Origin of the sequence: Enterobacter sp. ECC-019, assembly GCF_043974075.1 — a bacterium.
Taxonomy (GTDB): domain Bacteria; phylum Pseudomonadota; class Gammaproteobacteria; order Enterobacterales; family Enterobacteriaceae; genus Enterobacter; species Enterobacter asburiae_D.
Map to the genome: position 1 here is coordinate 1745757 of NZ_CP143759.1, position 18876 is coordinate 1764632.

Annotated in this window: 16 protein-coding genes and 1 other annotated feature; of the genes, 11 read left to right on the forward strand and 5 right to left on the reverse strand. The window is 56.8% G+C overall.

Annotated features, from left to right (window positions below; genetic code table 11):
* Positions 1 to 4 precede the first annotated feature (4 nt).
* Positions 5 to 1198 carry a multidrug efflux RND transporter periplasmic adaptor subunit AcrA gene (gene acrA / locus V1566_RS08155; protein WP_023310601.1) on the reverse strand — a complete coding sequence of 398 codons (1194 nt, stop codon included), beginning with the start codon at positions 1196 to 1198 and terminating at the stop codon, positions 5 to 7.
* A gap of 140 nt (positions 1199 to 1338) precedes the next feature.
* Between acrA and acrR the strand changes: the two genes are divergently transcribed.
* Both acrR and mscK read left to right on the forward strand, forming a co-directional pair.
* The gene (gene acrR / locus V1566_RS08160) at positions 1339 to 1992 is read left to right on the forward strand and encodes a multidrug efflux transporter transcriptional repressor AcrR (RefSeq protein ID WP_395305550.1); all 654 of its coding nucleotides are present in this window, start codon (positions 1339 to 1341) and stop codon (positions 1990 to 1992) included.
* A gap of 113 nt (positions 1993 to 2105) precedes the next feature.
* Positions 2106 to 5453 (forward strand): mechanosensitive channel MscK, encoded by a 3348-nt coding sequence (mscK, locus tag V1566_RS08165; RefSeq protein WP_395305551.1) that lies wholly within the window; start codon positions 2106 to 2108, stop codon positions 5451 to 5453.
* Between the two features lie 4 nt (positions 5454 to 5457).
* Here mscK and rsmS read toward each other — a convergent pair whose 3' ends face one another.
* Together rsmS and priC are read right to left on the reverse strand one after the other, a co-directional pair.
* Complete coding sequence (gene rsmS, locus V1566_RS08170; protein ID WP_023310604.1) at positions 5458 to 5643, reverse strand: pleiotropic regulatory protein RsmS; 186 nt, start codon at positions 5641 to 5643, stop codon at positions 5458 to 5460.
* Between the two features lie 14 nt (positions 5644 to 5657).
* Positions 5658 to 6185 carry a primosomal replication protein N'' gene (gene priC, locus V1566_RS08175; RefSeq protein ID WP_047648533.1) on the reverse strand — a complete coding sequence of 176 codons (528 nt, stop codon included), beginning with the start codon at positions 6183 to 6185 and terminating at the stop codon, positions 5658 to 5660.
* Positions 6186 to 6235: 50 nt separating this feature from the next.
* On the opposite strand from priC, the gene V1566_RS08180 reads away from it, so the two are divergent.
* From V1566_RS08180 to V1566_RS08220, 9 genes are all read left to right on the forward strand, one after another.
* The gene (locus V1566_RS08180) at positions 6236 to 6613 is read left to right on the forward strand and encodes a DUF454 family protein (RefSeq protein WP_024906851.1); all 378 of its coding nucleotides are present in this window, start codon (positions 6236 to 6238) and stop codon (positions 6611 to 6613) included.
* A gap of 150 nt (positions 6614 to 6763) precedes the next feature.
* On the forward strand, positions 6764 to 7315 hold the full coding sequence (gene apt / locus V1566_RS08185) for an adenine phosphoribosyltransferase (RefSeq protein WP_000127359.1): 552 nt from the start codon (positions 6764 to 6766) through the stop codon (positions 7313 to 7315).
* A gap of 88 nt (positions 7316 to 7403) precedes the next feature.
* Complete coding sequence (gene dnaX / locus V1566_RS08190; protein ID WP_395305552.1) at positions 7404 to 9332, forward strand: DNA polymerase III subunit gamma/tau; 1929 nt, start codon at positions 7404 to 7406, stop codon at positions 9330 to 9332.
* Positions 8662 to 8726: a sequence feature (DnaX frameshifting element), on the forward strand. Its footprint overlaps the gene before it by 65 nt.
* 53 nt (positions 9333 to 9385) lie before the next feature.
* Positions 9386 to 9718, forward strand: a complete 333-nt coding sequence (locus V1566_RS08195) for a YbaB/EbfC family nucleoid-associated protein (protein ID WP_003858972.1) — start codon at positions 9386 to 9388, stop codon at positions 9716 to 9718.
* On the forward strand, positions 9718 to 10323 hold the full coding sequence (gene recR, locus V1566_RS08200) for a recombination mediator RecR (protein WP_008499298.1): 606 nt from the start codon (positions 9718 to 9720) through the stop codon (positions 10321 to 10323). The genes V1566_RS08195 and recR overlap by 1 nt, the downstream gene beginning before the upstream one ends.
* Positions 10324 to 10433: 110 nt before the next feature.
* Positions 10434 to 12308, forward strand: coding sequence for a molecular chaperone HtpG (gene htpG, locus V1566_RS08205; protein WP_395305553.1), 1875 nt, complete (start codon positions 10434 to 10436; stop codon positions 12306 to 12308).
* Positions 12309 to 12501: 193 nt separating this feature from the next.
* Entirely contained in the window at positions 12502 to 13146 is a 645-nt protein-coding gene (gene adk / locus V1566_RS08210; RefSeq protein ID WP_006809841.1) for an adenylate kinase, read from the forward strand.
* A gap of 124 nt (positions 13147 to 13270) precedes the next feature.
* Positions 13271 to 14233: a ferrochelatase gene (gene hemH / locus V1566_RS08215; protein ID WP_395305554.1), complete on the forward strand. Its 963-nt coding sequence runs from the start codon at positions 13271 to 13273 to the stop codon at positions 14231 to 14233.
* 62 nt (positions 14234 to 14295) lie between these two features.
* Positions 14296 to 15600 carry an inosine/guanosine kinase gene (locus tag V1566_RS08220; RefSeq protein ID WP_395305555.1) on the forward strand — a complete coding sequence of 435 codons (1305 nt, stop codon included), beginning with the start codon at positions 14296 to 14298 and terminating at the stop codon, positions 15598 to 15600.
* Positions 15601 to 15681: 81 nt separating this feature from the next.
* Here V1566_RS08220 and ybaL read toward each other — a convergent pair whose 3' ends face one another.
* Positions 15682 to 17358: a YbaL family putative K(+) efflux transporter gene (gene ybaL / locus V1566_RS08225; RefSeq protein WP_395305556.1), complete on the reverse strand. Its 1677-nt coding sequence runs from the start codon at positions 17356 to 17358 to the stop codon at positions 15682 to 15684.
* A 229-nt stretch (positions 17359 to 17587) separates the two neighbouring features.
* A complete protein-coding gene (locus V1566_RS08230; RefSeq protein ID WP_064673428.1) occupies positions 17588 to 18796 on the reverse strand; it encodes an MFS transporter in 1209 nt (402 codons plus the stop codon).
* Between the last annotated feature and the right edge of the window lie 80 nt (positions 18797 to 18876).

The window sequence follows — 18876 nt, forward strand, 5'->3', positions numbered from 1 at the left end:
TAAGTTAAGACTTGGTTTGTTCTGACTGGCCAGCGGCCGAAGCTTGTTGTTTATCGTCAGATTTCACTTCCTGTGCTTTAACCTGCGCGCCAGGACGAACTTTTTGCAAACCAGTAACAATCACGCGATCGCCATCTTTCAGACCTTCCGTCACCAGCCATTTATCGCCAATCGCCTGGGTGGCGGTGATATTGCGCGTTTCGACTTTGTCATCAGCCCCAACAACCAGCGCGCTCGCATCGCCGCGTGGCGTACGGGTCACACCCTGCTGTGGAACCAGAAGTGCGGTTGGATTCGTTCCTTCTTCCAGACGCGCGCGAACGAACATACCTGGCAGCAGATTTTTGTCAGGGTTCGGGAAAATCGCACGTAAGGTGATGGAACCGGTGGTCTGGTCGACCGTCACGTCAGAGAATTCCAGCGTACCTTCCTGCGGGAACTTGATACCGTCGTTGGTAATCAGCTCCACTTTGGCTTTGCCGTTTTCCTGTTTCAGGGTGCCGTTAGCCAGCTCCTGTTTCAGGCGCAGGAAATCGTTGCTGGACTGTGTCACGTCAACGTAGATCGGATCGAGCTGCTGCACGGTCGCCAGCGCCGTGGTCTGACCGTTCTGCACCAGCGCCCCTTCCGTGACGGAAGACTTACCAATACGACCACTGATAGGGGAGGTCACTTTGGTATAGGCCAGGTTAATACGCGCGGTTTCGACAGCCGCTTTGGCTGCCACCACGGCCGCGTTAGCCTGCTGTGCATCTGCCAGGGCGGTATCGTAATCCTGTTGGCTGATGTACTTAGTGCCGAGCAGTTTTTGGTAGCGGTTCAGCGTCAGCTGGGCGATTTTGGCTGCGGCTTGCGCTTTTGCCAGGTCGCCTTTCGCGCTTTCATACGATGCCTGATAGGTTGCTGGATCAATCTGATACAGAGACTCACCGGCTTTCACATCACCACCTTCGGTGAAGTTACGCTTCAGGATAATGCCGCTAACCTGAGGACGCACTTCCGCAATGCGGTAAGCATTTGTACGGCCTGGTAATTCGGTGGTGATTTGTAGAGGTTCAGATTTGAGCGTCACGACGCCGACTTCTGGCGCCTGCTGAGCTCCTTGTTGAGCTGGTTTGTCGTCACATCCTGTAAGCGCTAAGCTGCCTGAGAGCATCAGAACGACCGCCAGAGGCGTTAACCCTCTGTTTTTGTTCATATGTAAACCTCGAGTGTCCGATTTCAAATTGATCAAGGGTCCTGAGTCTAAAACCCGTTGCTGCGTTTATATTATCGTCATGCTATGGTACATACATTCACAAATGTATGTAAATCTGACTCCTGTAAATTCACCCACCTATGGCACGAAAAACTAAACAACAAGCGCTGGAAACCCGACAACACATACTGGATGTGGCAATACGTTTGTTCTCCCAGCAGGGTGTTTCATCCACCTCGCTGGCACAAATTGCTCAGGCTGCCGGTGTGACGCGAGGAGCGATTTACTGGCATTTTAAAGACAAGTCAGATCTGTTCGGTGAAATCTGGGAGCTTTCAGAGTCCAGCATTAGCGATCTCGAGAGTGAGTATCGGGCAAAATTCCCCGACGATCCACTCTCAGTATTGAGAGAAATATTAGTATATATCCTTGAAGCAACGGTAGTTGAAGAACGTCGCAGATTAATGATGGAAATAATTTATCATAAATGCGAGTTTGTCGGCGAAATGGCGGTGGTGCAGCAGGCGCAACGCAGCCTCAGCCTCGAGAGCTATGACCGTATTGAGCAGAACCTGAACCTGTGCATGCAGGCAAAGCTGTTACCGGCCAACCTCTTGACCCGCCGGGCGGCTATCCTGATGCGCGGCTACATCTCCGGTCTGATGGAAAACTGGCTTTTTGCGCCGCAATCCTTTGACCTCAAAGAGGAAGCCCGCAGCTACGTGGCGATTTTACTGGAAATGCTACAGCTCTGCCCCACGCTGCGCGGCGACGCGCCTTCGCTAATGGCCTGATCCCTTTCCAGGATTTATCTCAGAGGATAACGTTCGCGCTATTCTGCTTCCGGCGAGCGTGATATTCTTCACGTCGGACTATTTTCGGTCATCTTCTGACATCATTCACAACTATGCTGCCCATCAATCGCTCGCAACATCCTGTATTTGCATTGCTCTTTGCGATGCTGTTTTTCTTCGCCACGGCGCCGCTGACCTGGGCCCGCGCCGATAACAGCAATGACATTCCCTCGCGCGGCGATGTTCAGTCGCAGCTCGACACGCTGAACAAACAAAAAGAGCTCTCTCCTCAGGATAAGCTCATCCAGCAGGATCTAACGGAAACGCTGGAAACGCTGGATAAAATTGAACGCATCAAAGCTGAAACCGCCCAGCTTCGTCAGAAGGTGGCGCAGGCCCCTGAAAACATGCGTAAGGCCACTGAAGCGCTGAATGCCCTCAGCGATGTGGATAACGACGACGAGACGCGTAAGACGCTCTCGACGCTCTCTTTGCGTCAGCTGGAGTCGCGCGTCGCGCAACTGCTCGACGACCTGCAAACCGCGCAGTCCGATCTCGCGACCTATAACAGCCAGCTTGTCTCCCTGCAGACCCAGCCGGAACGCGTGCAAAACTTGATGTACTCCGCGTCTCAGCAGCTGCAGCAGATCCGCAACCGCCTGAACGGCACAACGGTGGGAGAGGGTACGCTGCGTCCGACGCAGCAAACCCTGCTGCTGGTTCAGCAGACCTTGCTCAATGCACAGATTGAACAGCAGCGTAAAAGCCTGGAAGGGAATACGGTGCTGCAGGACACGCTTCAGAAACAGCGTGATTATGTCACCGCGAACATTAATCGCCTGGAACACCAGCTTCAGCTGTTGCAGGAGGCGGTAAACAGCAAGCGCCTGACCCTGACGGAAAAAACCGCCCAGGAGGCCGTATCGCCTGACGAAACCGCCCGCATTCAGGCGAATCCGCTGGTGAAACAGGAGCTCGAGGCCAACCACCAGCTTAGCCAGCGCCTGATACTGGCGACGGAAAACGGTAACTCGCTGGTTCAGCAAAATATCAAAGTGAAGAACTGGCTGGATCGCGCGCTGCAGGCTGAGCGCAACATCAAAGAGCAGATCGCGGTCCTGAAGGGTAGCCTCCTGCTGTCGCGTATTCTCTATCAGCAGCAGCAGACGCTCCCGTCCGCCGATGAGCTGGAGGACATGACCAACCGCATTGCGGATTTACGTCTGGAACAGTTTGATGTTAACCAGCAGCGCGATGCTCTTTTCCAGAGCGATACCTTTGTCGCCAAAATTGAAGAGGGGCATTCCAGCGACGTTAACCCGGAAGTGCACGACGCGCTGCTCCAGGTCGTCGATATGCGTCGTGAGCTGCTGGACCAGCTCAACAAACAGCTGGGTAACCAGCTGATGATGGCCATTAACCTGCAAATCAACCAGCAGCAACTGGTGAGCGTTTCGAAAAGTCTGCAGGAGATCCTGACCCAGCAGATTTTCTGGGTGAACAGCAACAAGCCGATGGACTGGGACTGGATTAAATCCTTCCCGGAGACGCTGAAAACGCAGATTAAGAGCATGAAGATCACCGTAAACTGGGAGAAAGCCTGGCCTGCGGTAATGATTGCTTTTCTGGCCGGTTTACCGCTGCTGCTGATTGCCGGTCTTATTCGCTGGCGTCTGGGCTGGCTGAAAAAATACCAGGCGAAGCTGGCGTCCGAAGTGGGGCAGCTGCGCAACGATAGCCAGCTCCATACGCCAAAAGCGATTCTGATCGATCTCATTCGCGCCCTGCCGGTGTGCCTGATTATTCTGGCCGTGGGCCTGATTCTGCTCACCATGCAGCTCAACGTCAGCGATCTGCTGTGGGCGTTCAGTAAAAAACTGGCGCTGTTCTGGCTGGTGTTTGGCGTGTGCTGGAAGGTGCTGGAAAAAGACGGCGTGGCGGTGCGTCATTTCAACATGCCTGCGCAGCTGACCAGCCACTGGCGTCGTCAGATTGTGCGCATCAGCCTGGCGCTCCTGCCTCTGCACTTCTGGTCAGTTGTCTCTGAGCTTTCCCCGCTGCATCTGATGGATGACGTGCTGGGCCAGCTAGTCATCCTGCTGAACCTGCTGCTGATTGCGATCCTGATGTGGCCGATGTGCCGCGACAGCTGGCGTGATAAAGAGTCCCACAATATTCGTCTGGCCACCGTGACGGTGCTGGCGATTATTCCGCTGGCGCTGATGGTGCTGACGGCAACGGGCTACTTCTATACCACGCTGCGCCTGTCCGGGCGCTGGATTGAAACGGTCTATCTGGTGATCGTCTGGAACCTGCTCTATCAGACCGTGCTGCGCGGCCTGAGCGTGGCGGCCCGCCGCATCGCCTATCGTCGTGCTATCGCACGTCGTCAGCATCAGGTGAAAGAGGGGGCCGAAGGCGCGGAGCCGCAGGAAGAGCCGACCATCGCCCTGGAGCAGGTTAACCAGCAGACGCTGCGTATTACCATGCTGGTGATGATCGCCCTGTTTGCGGTGATGTTCTGGGCTATCTGGTCCGATCTTATTACCGTTTTCGCCTATCTCGACAGCATTACCCTCTGGCAATACAACGGTACCGAAGCGGGCGCTGCGGTCATGAAAAGCGTGACCATGGGCAGCCTGCTGTTTGCGCTGGTGTCGTCGGTGGTGGCCTGGGCGTTGATTCGCAACCTGCCAGGCCTGCTGGAAGTGCTGCTTCTGTCACGCCTGAATCTCCGCCAGGGGGCATCCTACGCCATTACCACGATCCTCAACTACGTCATCATTATTGTCGGGGCGATGACGGTCTTTGGCTCGCTTGGCGTCTCGTGGGATAAACTGCAGTGGCTGGCGGCAGCCCTCTCGGTCGGTCTTGGTTTTGGCCTGCAGGAGATCTTCGGTAACTTTGTGTCCGGCCTGATCATCCTGTTCGAACGTCCGGTACGCATCGGCGATACCGTCACTATCGGCACCTTCTCCGGTACGGTCAGCAAGATCCGCATTCGTGCCACCACCATCACCGACTTCGATCGCAAAGAGGTGATCATCCCGAACAAAGCGTTCGTGACCGAGCGTCTGATCAACTGGTCGCTCTCGGATACGGTAACGCGCGTGGTGATCCGCCTGGGCGTAGCCTATGGATCGGATCTGGAGAAGGTGAAAGAGGTGCTGCTCAAGGCGGCGTCAGAACATCCGAAAGTGATGCACGATCCGGCTCCGGCGGTCTTCTTCACCACCTTTGGGCCGAGTACGCTGGATCACGAGCTGCGTTTATACGTGCGCGAGCTGCGCGACCGCAGCTACACGGTGGATGAACTTAACCGCTCTATCGATCGTCTGTGTCGTGAAAACGATATTAATATCGCCTTCAACCAGCTTGAGGTTCACCTGCGTAACGAGAAAGGTGATGAGCATACGGAAGTGAAGCGCGAGATTAAGGGTGACGATCCGACTCCGGCTTAATCTATTATTTTCCCTCTCCTTGTGGGAGAGGGTTAGGGTGAGGGCAACAGGCCTTCACCTTTGCCTCGAAATCTCGCCGTACAATCTCCAGTGCCTTAAGCACCGTTTCGGCGGGGATCTCATGATTCTCCAGCAGCATAATCAAATCGACGGCCAGCTTGACCTCATCGGGTGCATTTTCCAGCGACATGGGTGTGGCTCCTGTTAACGGGTCAAACGTTCAATGACGCGCTCAATCTCATCCCGCGCCTGACGGCAGCGGACGATGCGACCTTCCAGCGCGCTGATCTCGCGCATCAATAGCTGCTGCTCTTCCAGCGTTTCGCTGTTGTTCAGCCGCACTTCGCGTTCTCGCTTCATCTCAAACAGCCGGCGCTCAAACTCCTGGTTCTCCAGCCGCTTGCGCTGCCATTTACCGAGCCCTGGCGAGGCGCTGTCCCAGGCTCGCAGCGGCCAGGCGGCGATTTCGCGATGCAGAGCGGTGATCTGCTCAGTGAGATGCTCCGCCAGCCACGCCACCTGTTCCTGCTGTTCACTCTCAACCGCATGGCGAAGCTCGTCGAGGTTCGTCTGTGCTTCCGCCAGGTAATCCTGAATAACGGTGCTGCGGGTACGAAAAAGCTGACGGTCAAAGCGCGGCTTCAGCGTAGCGTGCCCCATTAGCGGTGTAGCTTGCTCCCGCAGAGCAATCAGCTGATTTTGCAGCCTCTCAAGAAGCAGTGCTGTTTTCAAGGCGCTCTCCAGTGGTAAAGTAGCCGTTCAGTTTGATAACGATTCGCATTATGAAGCGTACTATTTTAATCATCATTGGCTGGCTCGCGGTAGTGCTTGGCACGCTGGGTGTGTTTTTACCCTTACTGCCGACTACACCGTTTATCCTGCTGGCGGCCTGGTGCTTCGCCCGCTCGTCGCCGCGTTTTCACCACTGGCTGCTCTACCGCTCATGGTTTGGCGGCTATCTGCGGCACTGGCAAAAACACCGGGCCATGCCGCCCGGCGCGAAGCCGCGCGCGATCGCAGTGATCCTCATCACCTTCGCTATTTCATTATGGCTGGTGAAAATGATGTGGGTACGCATTCTGCTACTGGCGATCCTGACCTGCCTGCTTTTCTTTATGTGGCGGATCCCCGTGGTTGATGAAAAGCAACAAAAGCACTGAAGCCTCATCAAGGCTGTTGCAATTATCACGCGCAGCCAGTAAATTCGACCGTTTTCGAGCACAGGTGCGCTTGGTCAAAGGTTAAACAATTGTTGCCTTGGCCGACTCGTTGCGCGCTGTGAGTAACACTGTTTTATTTAGGCAAAACCGATGACCGCAACTGCACAGCAGCTTGAATATCTGAAAAACAGCATCAAAAGCATCCAGGACTATCCAAAGCCTGGCATTCTTTTCCGTGATGTCACCAGCTTGCTGGAAGACCCGAAAGCGTACGCGCTCAGCATTGAACTGCTGGTCGAGCGTTATAAAAACGCCGGGATCACCAAAGTAGTAGGTACCGAAGCCCGTGGCTTCCTGTTTGGCGCACCGGTTGCGCTGGCAATGGGCGTGGGTTTTGTGCCGGTGCGTAAGCCGCGCAAGCTGCCGCGTGAAACCATCGCAGAGAGCTACGAACTGGAGTACGGCACCGATCAGCTGGAGATCCACGTTGATGCGATCAAGCCTGGCGACAAAGTGCTGGTGGTCGACGATCTGCTGGCAACCGGCGGTACCATTGAAGCGACCGTCAAGCTGATCCGTCGTCTGGGTGGTGAAGTGACCGACGCGGCATTCATCATCAACCTGTTCGATCTCGGCGGTGAACAGCGCCTGGAAAAACAGGGTATTACCAGCTACAGCCTGGTGCCTTTCCCGGGTCATTAATCCCGGTTTTCACAACCTCGCTCAATGGGTGAGGTTGTGATAGCATTCCCCTCCATAAATTCACCTTCCAGCGTTGCAGAGCCTGCCCATGAGTTATCAGGTGTTAGCCCGTAAATGGCGACCACAAACCTTTGCTGACGTTGTCGGTCAGGAACATGTGCTGACGGCCCTGGCGAACGGCTTGTCGCTAGGTCGCATCCATCACGCCTATCTTTTCTCCGGCACCCGCGGCGTCGGTAAGACCTCTATTGCCCGTTTGCTGGCAAAAGGTCTCAACTGCGAAACCGGGATCACCGCCACGCCGTGCGGCGTATGTGATAACTGTCGGGAGATCGAGCAGGGGCGTTTTGTCGATCTGATCGAGATCGACGCCGCCTCGCGCACCAAAGTGGAAGATACCCGCGATCTGCTCGATAACGTGCAGTACGCCCCGGCGCGCGGCCGCTTCAAGGTCTACCTGATCGATGAAGTGCACATGCTGTCGCGCCACAGCTTCAACGCCTTGCTGAAAACGCTGGAAGAGCCGCCCGCGCACGTGAAGTTCCTGCTGGCGACCACCGATCCGCAAAAGCTGCCGGTCACGATCCTGTCGCGCTGCCTGCAGTTCCACCTGAAGGCGCTGGACGTTGAGCAGATCCGCGCGCAGCTTGAGCATATTCTTGATGAAGAGAAAATTGTCCACGAACCGCGCGCCCTGCAGCTGCTGGCCCGCGCGGCAGACGGCAGCCTGCGTGATGCGCTCAGTCTGACCGATCAGGCGATTGCCAGCGGTGACGGCAAACTCTCCACCGAAGCGGTCAGCACCATGCTCGGCACGCTGGATGACGATCAGGCGCTGTCGCTTATCGAAGCGATGATTGCCGCCAACGGTGAACGCGTGATGTCGCAGGTGAATGCCGCCGCTGCCCGGGGTATTGAGTGGGAAGGGCTGCTGGTTGAGATGCTCAGCCTGCTGCACCGCGTGGCGATGCTGCAGCTTTCTCCGTCCGCCATCGGCGCGGATATGGCCGCCATTGAACAGCGGATGCGTGAGCTTGCCCGCACCGTGCCACCTGCCGACGTGCAGCTGTATTACCAGACGCTGCTTATTGGCCGCAAAGAGTTACCGTTCGCGCCGGACCCCAGGATGGGCGTTGAAATGACGCTGCTGCGCGCGCTGGCGTTCCACCCGCGCATGCCATTGCCGGAGCCGGAAGTGCCTCGGCAGTCCTTTGCGCCGGTCGCCCCTACGGCGGTGATGTCGCCGCAGCAGGTGCCACCGCAGCCGACACCGCCGCCGCAGCAGAACGTGCCGCTGTCGGATGCCACCAGTTCGGTGCTTGCCGCACGCAGCCAGCTGCAGCGTGCGCAGGGAGTAACCAAACCAAAAAAGAGTGAACCGGCAGCGCCAGGAAGAGCGCGGCCGGTGAATAACGCCGCGCTTGAACGTCTGGCCTCGGTAACGGAGCGCGTACAGTCGCGTCCGGCACCGTCCGCGCTCGAGCAGAAAGCCCCGGTGAAAGAAGAGGCTTACCGCTGGAAGGCAACCACCATCACCGAAGAGGTGAAGGAAGAGGTCGCCACGCCGAAAGCGCTGAAAAAGGCGCTGGAGCATGAGAAAACGCCGGAGCTTTCCGCGAAACTTGCCGAAGAGTCCATTGCGCGCGACGCCTGGGCCGCCGAGGTCAGCAAACTCCAGTTGCCGAAGCTGGTCGAGCAGGTCGCGCTGAATGCCTGGAAAGAGCAGGATGGCAATCAGGTGCGTTTACACCTGCGTCCGGGTCAGCGGCACCTCAATTCCCCTGGCGCGCAAAAGGCGCTGGCTGAGGCGCTCACCGCATTGCAGGGCGCGCCGGTTGAATTGACTATCATTGAAGATGATAATCCGGCAGTGAAAACGCCGCTCGAGTGGCGCCAGGCCATTTATGAAGAAAAGCTCGCGCAAGCGCGCGAGGCGATTATTGCGGATAACAACATTCAGACCCTGCGCCGGTTCTTCGACGCCGATCTGGATGAAGAGAGTATTCGCCCCATTTGATCGTGAGTCTGACTTACGGTTGTAATCCTTAAACGTGAAAAAGAGAGAAGCCTATGTTTGGTGGAAAAGGCGGTCTGGGTGGCCTGATGAAGCAGGCTCAGCAGATGCAGGAAAAAATGCAGAAGATGCAGGAAGAGATTGCTCAGCTGGAAGTCACGGGTGAGTCCGGTGCCGGTCTGGTCAAAGTGACCATCAACGGTGCGCACAACTGCCGTCGCGTGGAAATCGACCCGAGCCTGCTCGAAGACGACAAAGAGATGCTGGAAGATCTGGTTGCAGCCGCGTTTAACGATGCCGCTCGCCGTATCGACGAAACTCAGAAAGAGAAAATGGCCTCTGTTTCCAGCGGTATGCAGCTGCCGCCTGGCTTCAAGATGCCATTCTGATGCAAACCAGTCCGCTGCTCACGCAGTTAATGGAAGCACTGCGCTGCCTGCCGGGCGTTGGCCCGAAGTCGGCGCAGCGCATGGCGTTTACGCTATTGCAGCGCGACCGCAGCGGCGGGATGCGCCTGGCGCAGGCTTTAACCCGCGCCATGTCAGAAATTGGTCACTGTGCGGATTGCCGCACCTTTACCGAGCAGGACGTGTGTAACATTTGTACGAACCCGCGTCGTCAGGAAAACGGTCAGATTTGCGTGGTGGAGAGTCCTGCGGACATCTACGCCATCGAACAAACCGGGCAGTTTTCCGGCCGCTACTTCGTGCTGATGGGGCATCTCTCCCCGCTGGACGGCATTGGCCCGGATGATATCGGTCTTGACCGCCTTGAACAGCGTCTTGAGTCCGAAACCATCAAAGAGGTGATCCTCGCCACCAACCCGACGGTGGAAGGGGAGGCAACCGCCAACTATATCGCTGAACTGTGCTCGCAGTACGGCGTTGACGCCAGCCGCATCGCCCACGGCGTGCCGGTGGGCGGCGAGCTGGAAATGGTGGACGGCACCACGCTGTCACACTCTCTGGCCGGACGTCACAAGATTATTTTCTGACCAAACGGAGGCTGCGCGCGCGGCCTCCGCTTGAAAATTTCCCCCCTTATCCCCATCTCTCACTCAACGTTTTACAACCCCATTAAATGGCATTGTTGAGGTCGACTTAGATGAAAGGACAAGAAACCCGTGGTTTCCAGTCAGAAGTAAAACAGCTTCTGCACCTGATGATCCATTCCCTGTATTCCAACAAAGAAATTTTCCTGCGTGAGCTGATTTCCAACGCCTCGGACGCGGCGGACAAGCTGCGCTTCCGCGCGCTGTCCAACCCGGACCTGTACGAAGGCGACGGCGAGCTGCGCGTGCGCGTCTCGTTCAATAAAGAGAACCGCACTCTGACCATCGCCGATAACGGCATCGGGATGAACCGCGACGAGGTGATCGACCACCTCGGCACCATCGCCAAATCCGGCACCAAAGCGTTCCTCGAGTCCATGGGCTCTGACCAGGCGAAAGACAGCCAGCTCATCGGCCAGTTCGGCGTCGGTTTCTACTCGGCGTTTATCGTGGCCGACAAAGTTACCGTGCGCACCCGCGCGGCGGGCGACAGCGCCGAGAACGGCGTGCTGTGGGAATCCAAAGGCGAAGGCGAATACACCGTTGGTGACATCACCAAGGCGGATCGCGGGACCGAAATCACCCTGCACCTGCGCGAAGGCGAAGACGATTTCCTGAATGACTGGCGCGTGCGCTCCATCATCAGCAAGTATTCCGATCACATCGCCCTGCCGGTAGAGATTGAAAAACAGGAAGAGAAAGACGGCGAAACCGTGGTTTCCTGGGAGAAGATCAACAAGGCGCAGGCGCTGTGGACGCGCAACAAGTCTGAAATTAAAGACGACGAATACAACGAGTTCTACAAGCATATCGCCCACGACTTTACCGACCCGCTGACCTGGAGCCACAACCGTGTGGAAGGTAAGCAGGAGTACACCAGCCTGCTGTACATCCCGGCGCAGGCACCGTGGGACATGTGGAACCGCGATCACAAGCACGGCCTGAAGCTGTACGTGCAGCGCGTGTTCATCATGGACGACGCCGAGCAGTTCATGCCGAACTACCTGCGCTTTGTGCGCGGTCTGATAGATTCCAACGATCTGCCGCTCAACGTCTCGCGTGAAATTCTGCAGGACAGCACCGTCACCCGTAACCTGCGCAACGCCCTGACCAAACGTGCGCTGCAGATGCTGGAAAAACTGGCGAAAGACGATGCGGAAAAATATCAGACCTTCTGGAAACAGTTCGGCCTGGTGCTGAAAGAAGGCCCGGCAGAAGACACCGCGAACGTTGAAACGATCGCCAAACTGCTGCGCTTCGCCTCTACGCATACCGACTCCTCCGCGCAGACTGTGTCGCTGGAAGAGTACGTCTCCCGCATGAAAGAAGGGCAGGAGAAGATCTACTACATCACTGCCGACAGCTACGCGGCGGCAAAGAGCAGCCCGCACCTGGAGCTGCTGCGTAAGAAAGGCATCGAAGTGCTGCTGCTTTCTGACCGCATCGACGAGTGGATGATGAACTACCTGACCGAGTTCGACGGTAAATCCTTCCAGTCTGTGGCCAAAGCCGACGAGTCCATCGACAAGCTGGCGGATGAAGTGGACGAAAGCGCGAAAGAAGCCGAGAAGGCGCTGGAGCCGTTCGTTGAGCGCGTGAAAACCCTGCTGGGCGAGCGCGTGAAAGAGGTGCGCTTCACGCACCGTCTGACCGACACCCCGGCGATTGTCACCACCGATGCCGACGAAATGGGCACTCAGATGGCGAAACTGTTCGCGGCGGCGGGCCAGGCGATGCCGGAAGTGAAATATATCTTTGAGCTTAATCCGGATCATCCGCTGGTGAAACGCGCGGCGGATACCCAGGACGACGCCCGCTTTGCCGAGTGGGTTGAACTGCTGCTGGATCAGTGCCTGCTGGCCGAGCGCGGTACGCTGGAAGATCCTAACCTGTTCATTAAACGTGTGAATGCGCTGCTGCTGGCGTAATTGACCACGTCTCCCTGGTCTTCTCCCTCTCCCGTGGGAGAGGGCCGGGGTGAGGGCACCAGACCGCACCCTCCCAAATAATCTCCCCCCGTTAACCGTTTCAGCCTTCCCGCCTTCCTTGAGCGATGCCCGTTCTGGTGGTATTGTTTAGCGCTTTTGAAAAATTGAAACGACTTTTGAGGGGATTTTCGCAATGCGTATTATTCTGCTTGGCGCTCCGGGCGCGGGTAAAGGAACTCAGGCTCAGTTCATCATGGAGAAATACGGTATTCCGCAAATCTCCACCGGTGACATGCTGCGCGCCGCTGTTAAATCTGGCTCCGAGCTGGGTAAACAAGCGAAAGACATCATGGACGCAGGCAAGCTGGTGACCGACGAGCTGGTTATCGCGCTGGTCAAAGAGCGCATTGCTCAGGAAGACTGCCGTAACGGTTTCCTGCTGGACGGCTTCCCACGCACCATTCCTCAGGCTGACGCCATGAAAGAAGCGGGCATCAACGTGGACTACGTTCTGGAGTTCGATGTGCCGGACGAGCTGATCGTTGACCGTATCGTTGGTCGTCGCGTACACGCTGCTTCTGGCCGCGTTTACCACATCAAATTCAACCCACCTAAGGTTGAAGGTAAAGACGACGTGACCGGCGAAGAGCTGACCACCCGTAAAGACGATCAGGAAGAGACCGTGCGTAAACGCCTGGTGGAATACCATCAGATGACCGCGCCGCTGATCGGCTACTACACCAAAGAAGCCCAGGCGGGTAACACCAAATACGCCAAAGTTGACGGCACCAAAGCCGTGGCTGACGTCCGTGCAGAGCTGGAAAAAATCCTCGGCTAATCGCGCGCCTCTCACCCGGGCTCCCGGGTGAGAAATATTCTCATCTTACCTATTACAGCAATGGGTTTCGTTTAAACGCATTTCCGCTACAATTGACAACCTATCAAATGGTTAAGAGGCGTGAATGAGTCAGGCGAAAACCGGCATCCTGCTTGCCAATCTGGGCACTCCAGAAGCACCTACATCAGACGCGGTAAAACGCTATCTGCGACAATTTTTAAGTGACACGCGCGTCGTGGATTTCCCGAAACTGCTGTGGTGGCCGCTGCTGCGTGGCGTCATTCTGCCGATTCGTTCTCCGCGCGTCGCCAAACTCTATCAGTCTGTCTGGATGGAAGAGGGCTCGCCGCTGATGGTTTACAGCCGTCGCCAGGAAAAAGCGCTGGCCGCCCGCCTGCCGGATATGCCCGTCGCGCTCGGCATGAGCTACGGAAAACCCTCCCTGAAAAGCGCGGTGGAATCACTGCTGGCGCAGGGCGTGGACCATATCGTCGTGCTGGCGCTCTACCCGCAATACTCCTGCTCGACGGTGGCCGCCGTCTGGGACGAGCTGGCCCGCATCCTGGCGACCCGCCGCCGCATTCCGGGCGTGACCTTTATTCGCGACTACGCGGATAACGATCTCTACATCCAGGCGCTTGCCAACAGCGCGCGCGCATCGTTTGAAAAGCACGGCGAGCCGGATCTGCTGCTGCTCTCCTATCACGGGATCCCGCAGCGTTTCGCCAATGAAGGGGATGATTATCCGCAGCGCTGCCGCGATACCACGCGCGAGCTGGTCTCCGCCCTTGGCCTGCCGCCGGAGAAGGTGATGATGACCTTCCAGTCGCGCTTCGGTCGCGAGCAGTGGCTGACGCCGTACACCGATGAAACCCTCAAAATGCTGGGCGAGAAGGGCGTGAAGCACATTCAGGTGATGTCGCCGGGCTTCTCGGCCGACTGTCTGGAAACGCTGGAGGAGATCGCGGTACAAAACCGGGAATTTTTCCTGGAAGCTGGCGGCGAAAAGTACGAGTACATTCCGGCGCTTAACGACTCCCCTGAGCATATCGACATGATGGTCTCGCTGGTGACGAAAAGCCGCTGATCGCGCTTGAGGCCGGGTTTGTGCTACCATTCCCGGCTTCGATTCCTTGCACAGTTCAGACCATGAAATTTCCCGGTAAACGTAAATCAAAACACTACTTCCCCGTTAACGCTCGCGATCCGCTCCTGCAGCAAATCCAGCCTGAAAATGAAACCTGTGCCGCATGGGTGGTAGGTATCGATCAGACGCTGGTGGATATCGAAGCCAAAGTGGATGATGCGTTTGTTGCGCGTTACGGTCTGAGCGCCGGGCATTCGCTGGTGATTGAAGACGACGTTGCCGAAGCGTTGTACCAGGAGCTGGTGCGCGAAAACCTGATTACCCATCAGTTCGCCGGTGGCACCATCGGCAATACCATGCATAACTACTCCGTGCTGGCAGACGACCGCTCGGTGCTGCTCGGCGTGATGTGCAGCAATATCGAAATCGGTGGCTATGCCTACCGCTATCTCTGCAACACCTCCAGCCGTACCGATCTGAACTACCTTCAGGGTGTTGACGGGCCGATTGGCCGCTGCTTTACCCTCATTGGTGAGTCCGGCGAGCGTACTTTTGCCATCAGCCCTGGCCACATGAACAAGCTGCGCGCCGAGAGTATTCCTGAAGAGGTGATCGCGGGCGCCTCGGCGCTGGTGCTGACGTCGTATCTGGTGCGCTGTAAGCCGGGCGAGCCGATGCCGGAAGCGACCATGAAGGCGATTGAGTACGCGAAGAAATACAACGTGCCGGTCGTTCTGACGCTGGGCACGAAATTCGTTATCGCCGATAACCCGGAGTGGTGGCAGGCCTTCCTGAAAGAGCACGTCTCGATTCTGGCGATGAACGAAGAAGAGGCCGAAGCGCTGACCGGCGAAAGCGATCCGCTGCTGGCGTCTGACAAAGCGCTGGACTGGGTGGATCTGGTGCTCTGCACCGCTGGCCCGGTTGGGCTGTATATGGCAGGCTTCACGGAAGAAGAGAGCAAACGCAAAACTCAGCACCCGCTGCTGCCCGGTGCGATTGCCGAATTCAACCAGTACGAGTTCAGCCGGGGCATGCGCCATCAGGATTGCATCAACCCGCTGCGGATCTACTCTCACATCGCGCCATACATGGGCGGACCGGAGAAGATCATGAACACCAACGGTGCGGGCGACGGCGCGCTGGCCGCGCTGCTGCACGACATCACCGCTAACGCCTACCACAAAACCAACGTGCCGAACTCCAGCAAGCATAAGTTCAGCTGGCTGACCTATTCGTCGCTGGCGCAGGTGTGCAAATACGCGAACCGCGTGAGTTATCAGGTGCTGAACCAGCACTCACCGCGCTTAACGCGTGGTCTGCCGGAGCGGGAAGACAGTCTCGAAGAGGCTTATTGGGATCGTTGATTGCTAAAAGAAAACCCCGGTGGCGCTACGCTTACCGGGGCTACTTGTAGGCCTGCTAAGCGTAGCGCCAGCAGGCTTTTTTTAACCCGTCACCGCCTCTTCAACCGGCGGTTTCTCCAGCAGCATCAGCATCGTATTCGCAATCTCACGCTCGCCCATCACCACCTTATTCGCACCGCGCTCGGTAATGTACTCCACCTCGTCGTCATAATGCGCCCGGGCGATAATCTCAATCGTTGGGCACTTCTCGCGTGCGGAAGCCACAATCTCACCCGCTTCATAGCCGTTCGGTATGGTCAGCAGCAGCCAGCGCGCGCAGTCCAGATGCGCCAGATTCATGATCTCTTCGTTTGCCGCATTGCCCAGCACCGCACGAATACCACGCTCGCGTAGCTCGTCGACGCGGGTGCGTGAGGTCTCAATCACCACCAGCGGAATGCCCTGCGCCATCAGCTTCTCACCGAGCAGGCTGCCCACGCGGCCAAAGCCGACCAGCAGGGCATGATTGCAAATATCCACCGGGATCTGCTTCTCTTCTTCGATGGCCTCTTCGAGCGTCTGTTCTTCCAGCGTTTCGGTTTTATCGAGGTATTTTTCCAGCAGGGCAAACAGTACCGGGTTCAGCATAATCGACAGAATCGCCCCCGCCAGTACCAGGTTTTGCCCCGCCTGCGGCAGCAGGTTAAGTGCCATGCCCAGACCAGCCAGAATAAAGGCGAACTCACCGATCTGCGCCAGGCTGGCGGCGATGGTCAGCGCCGTCCGCGGCGAGTGGCCAAACATCCGCACCAGGAAGAAGGCGGCGAGCGACTTACCAAAGATGATGATCGCCAGCGTGCCCAGCACGGCCAGCGGCTGGTGAATCAGAACCATCGGATCAAACAGCATCCCGACGGAGACGAAGAACAGCACGGCGAAGGCGTCGCGCAGCGGCAGAGTATCGTGCGCCGCGCGGTGGCTCAGCTCGGACTCGTTCAGCACCATCCCGGCGAAGAACGCGCCCAGGGCAAAGGAGACATCAAACAGCTCAACCGCACCAAACGCGATTCCCAGCGCCAGCGCCAGCACGGAGAGGGTAAACAGCTCGCGCGAGCCGGTTGCCGCGCTGCGGGACATGATCCACGGTACCAGACGGCGGCCCACCAGCATCATGATGGCGATAAACGCCACAACCTTACCGATGGTGATGCCCATATCCAGCGCCAGCGAGGCAAAGCCGACGTTGTCTTTTTCCATCATCCCGGCGACGGCAGGCAGCAGCACCAGCGTCAGCACCATCACCAGATCTTCCACAATCAGCCAGCCAATCGCGATTTGCCCGCGCTGGCTGTCTATCAGCTGTCTCTCTTCAAGCGCGCGCAGTAGCACCACGGTACTGGCGGTTGAGAGACACAGCCCAAAAACGATACCGGTCATTAACGACCAGCCCAGTACCGCCGAAAGCGCCATCCCCAGCAGCGTCGCCACCCCTATCTGGGCGATCGCTCCCGGTATGGCAATCGACTTTACCGCCATCAAATCCTTCAGGGAGAAGTGCAGGCCGACGCCAAACATCAGCAGAATCACGCCCAATTCCGCCAGCTCAGGGGCCAGTTTGGTATCCGCCACGAAGCCTGGCGTAAACGGTCCCGCCAGTACACCCGCTAACAGATAGCCGACAAGAGGAGAAATACGCAGTTTATTGGCAATCATGCCGAGGATAAAAGCGAGCACAAGTCCACCAACAATGGTGGTGATAAGCGGTGTGGCGTGGTGCATTCCGTCTCCTTTCGTTGTGGGTGTTCCTTTTTGGCGTAAACCAAAAAACCGAGTAATAGTTTATGACAATTTTTACCCTTATGTTTATGAATAATTGTTGAAGTTTGAATAAAACAGCAATATGCACGTAAAAAAGCGCATTTTGATAAATTCAGCGAGGGGATGAAGAAGAAACCCTTATGGCATCAGGGTATTAGATAGCCAAAGTAAAACTTTGGCTACCCGTAATTCAGGCTTTATGACGGTTATCAGGCAGGAATATGGTTAACATCCCAAGAAGCGGCAGGAAAGCGCAGATTTTATAAACCAGGAAGATGCTGGTGTGATCCGCAACCATCCCTAACACCGCTGCGCCAAGCCCTCCCATGCCGAAGGCGAAACCGAAAAAGAGTCCGGAAACCATACCGATACGGCCAGGCAGCAGCTCCTGGGCATAAACCAGAATGGCGGAAAAGGCGGAAGCGAGGATAAAACCAATAATCACGGTTAAAATCCCCGTCCATTCAAGGCTCGCGTACGGCAAAATAAGGGTAAACGGCGCTACGCCGAGGATAGAGCCCCAAATAACGTATTTACGCCCAATCTTATCCCCCACAGGCCCACCAATGACCGTACCGGCCGCAACGGCGAACAGGAAGGCAAACAGGTGGATCTGCGCATTCTGTACCGATAATCCGAATTTTTGCATCAGATAAAAGGTGTAATAGCTGCTGATACTCGCCATATAGAAGTATTTCGAGAAAATCAGTACCAGCAGTACAGAAACGGCCAGGATAACCTTATTGCGCGGCAGGGGATTGATAACCTTCGCTTTAGGTTTCCCTTTATTCACGCGATGCTGAGCGGCATACCAGCGGCTGATCTGCGCCAGCACGATAATCGCCAGCAGCGCGGCCAGCACAAACCATGCCACGTTGCCTTTACCATAAGGGGCAATAATCACCGCGGCCAGCAGCGGGCCGAGAGAGCTACCAAAGTTGCCGCCTACCTGGAAGAGCGACTGCGCCAGCCCGTGACGCCCCCCTGAAGCCATACGCGCCACGCGCGAGGACTCCGGATGGAAGACGGACGATCCGGTGCCCACCAGCGCGGCGGCAACCAACACCGCTTCAAAACTTCCCGCCATGGCCAGCAGCACCAGCCCGCTTAAGGTAAAGCACATGCCAATCGGCAGCGACCACGGCATCGGGTATTTATCCGTCCAGTAGCCCACCACCGGCTGCAGCAGTGAGGAAGCCAGCTGGAAGGTCAGGGTGATCATCCCGATCTGGACGAAGGTGAGTGAGAACTCGGACTGCAGCAGCGGATAAATGGCCAGAATCAACGACTGGATCATGTCGTTGAGCAGGTGCGAGAGACTGATTGCGCCTAAGACTTTAAAGGATGTGCGCGACGCCGGTGCGCCCGGAACGGGCTGGGTTGATTCACTGATTGCCATAGAGAGAAGTACCACGTCTTTAGTTATTAGAGATGCAGGGTGTAATTATTATCCGACTAACATACCCGCCCGGGACATTT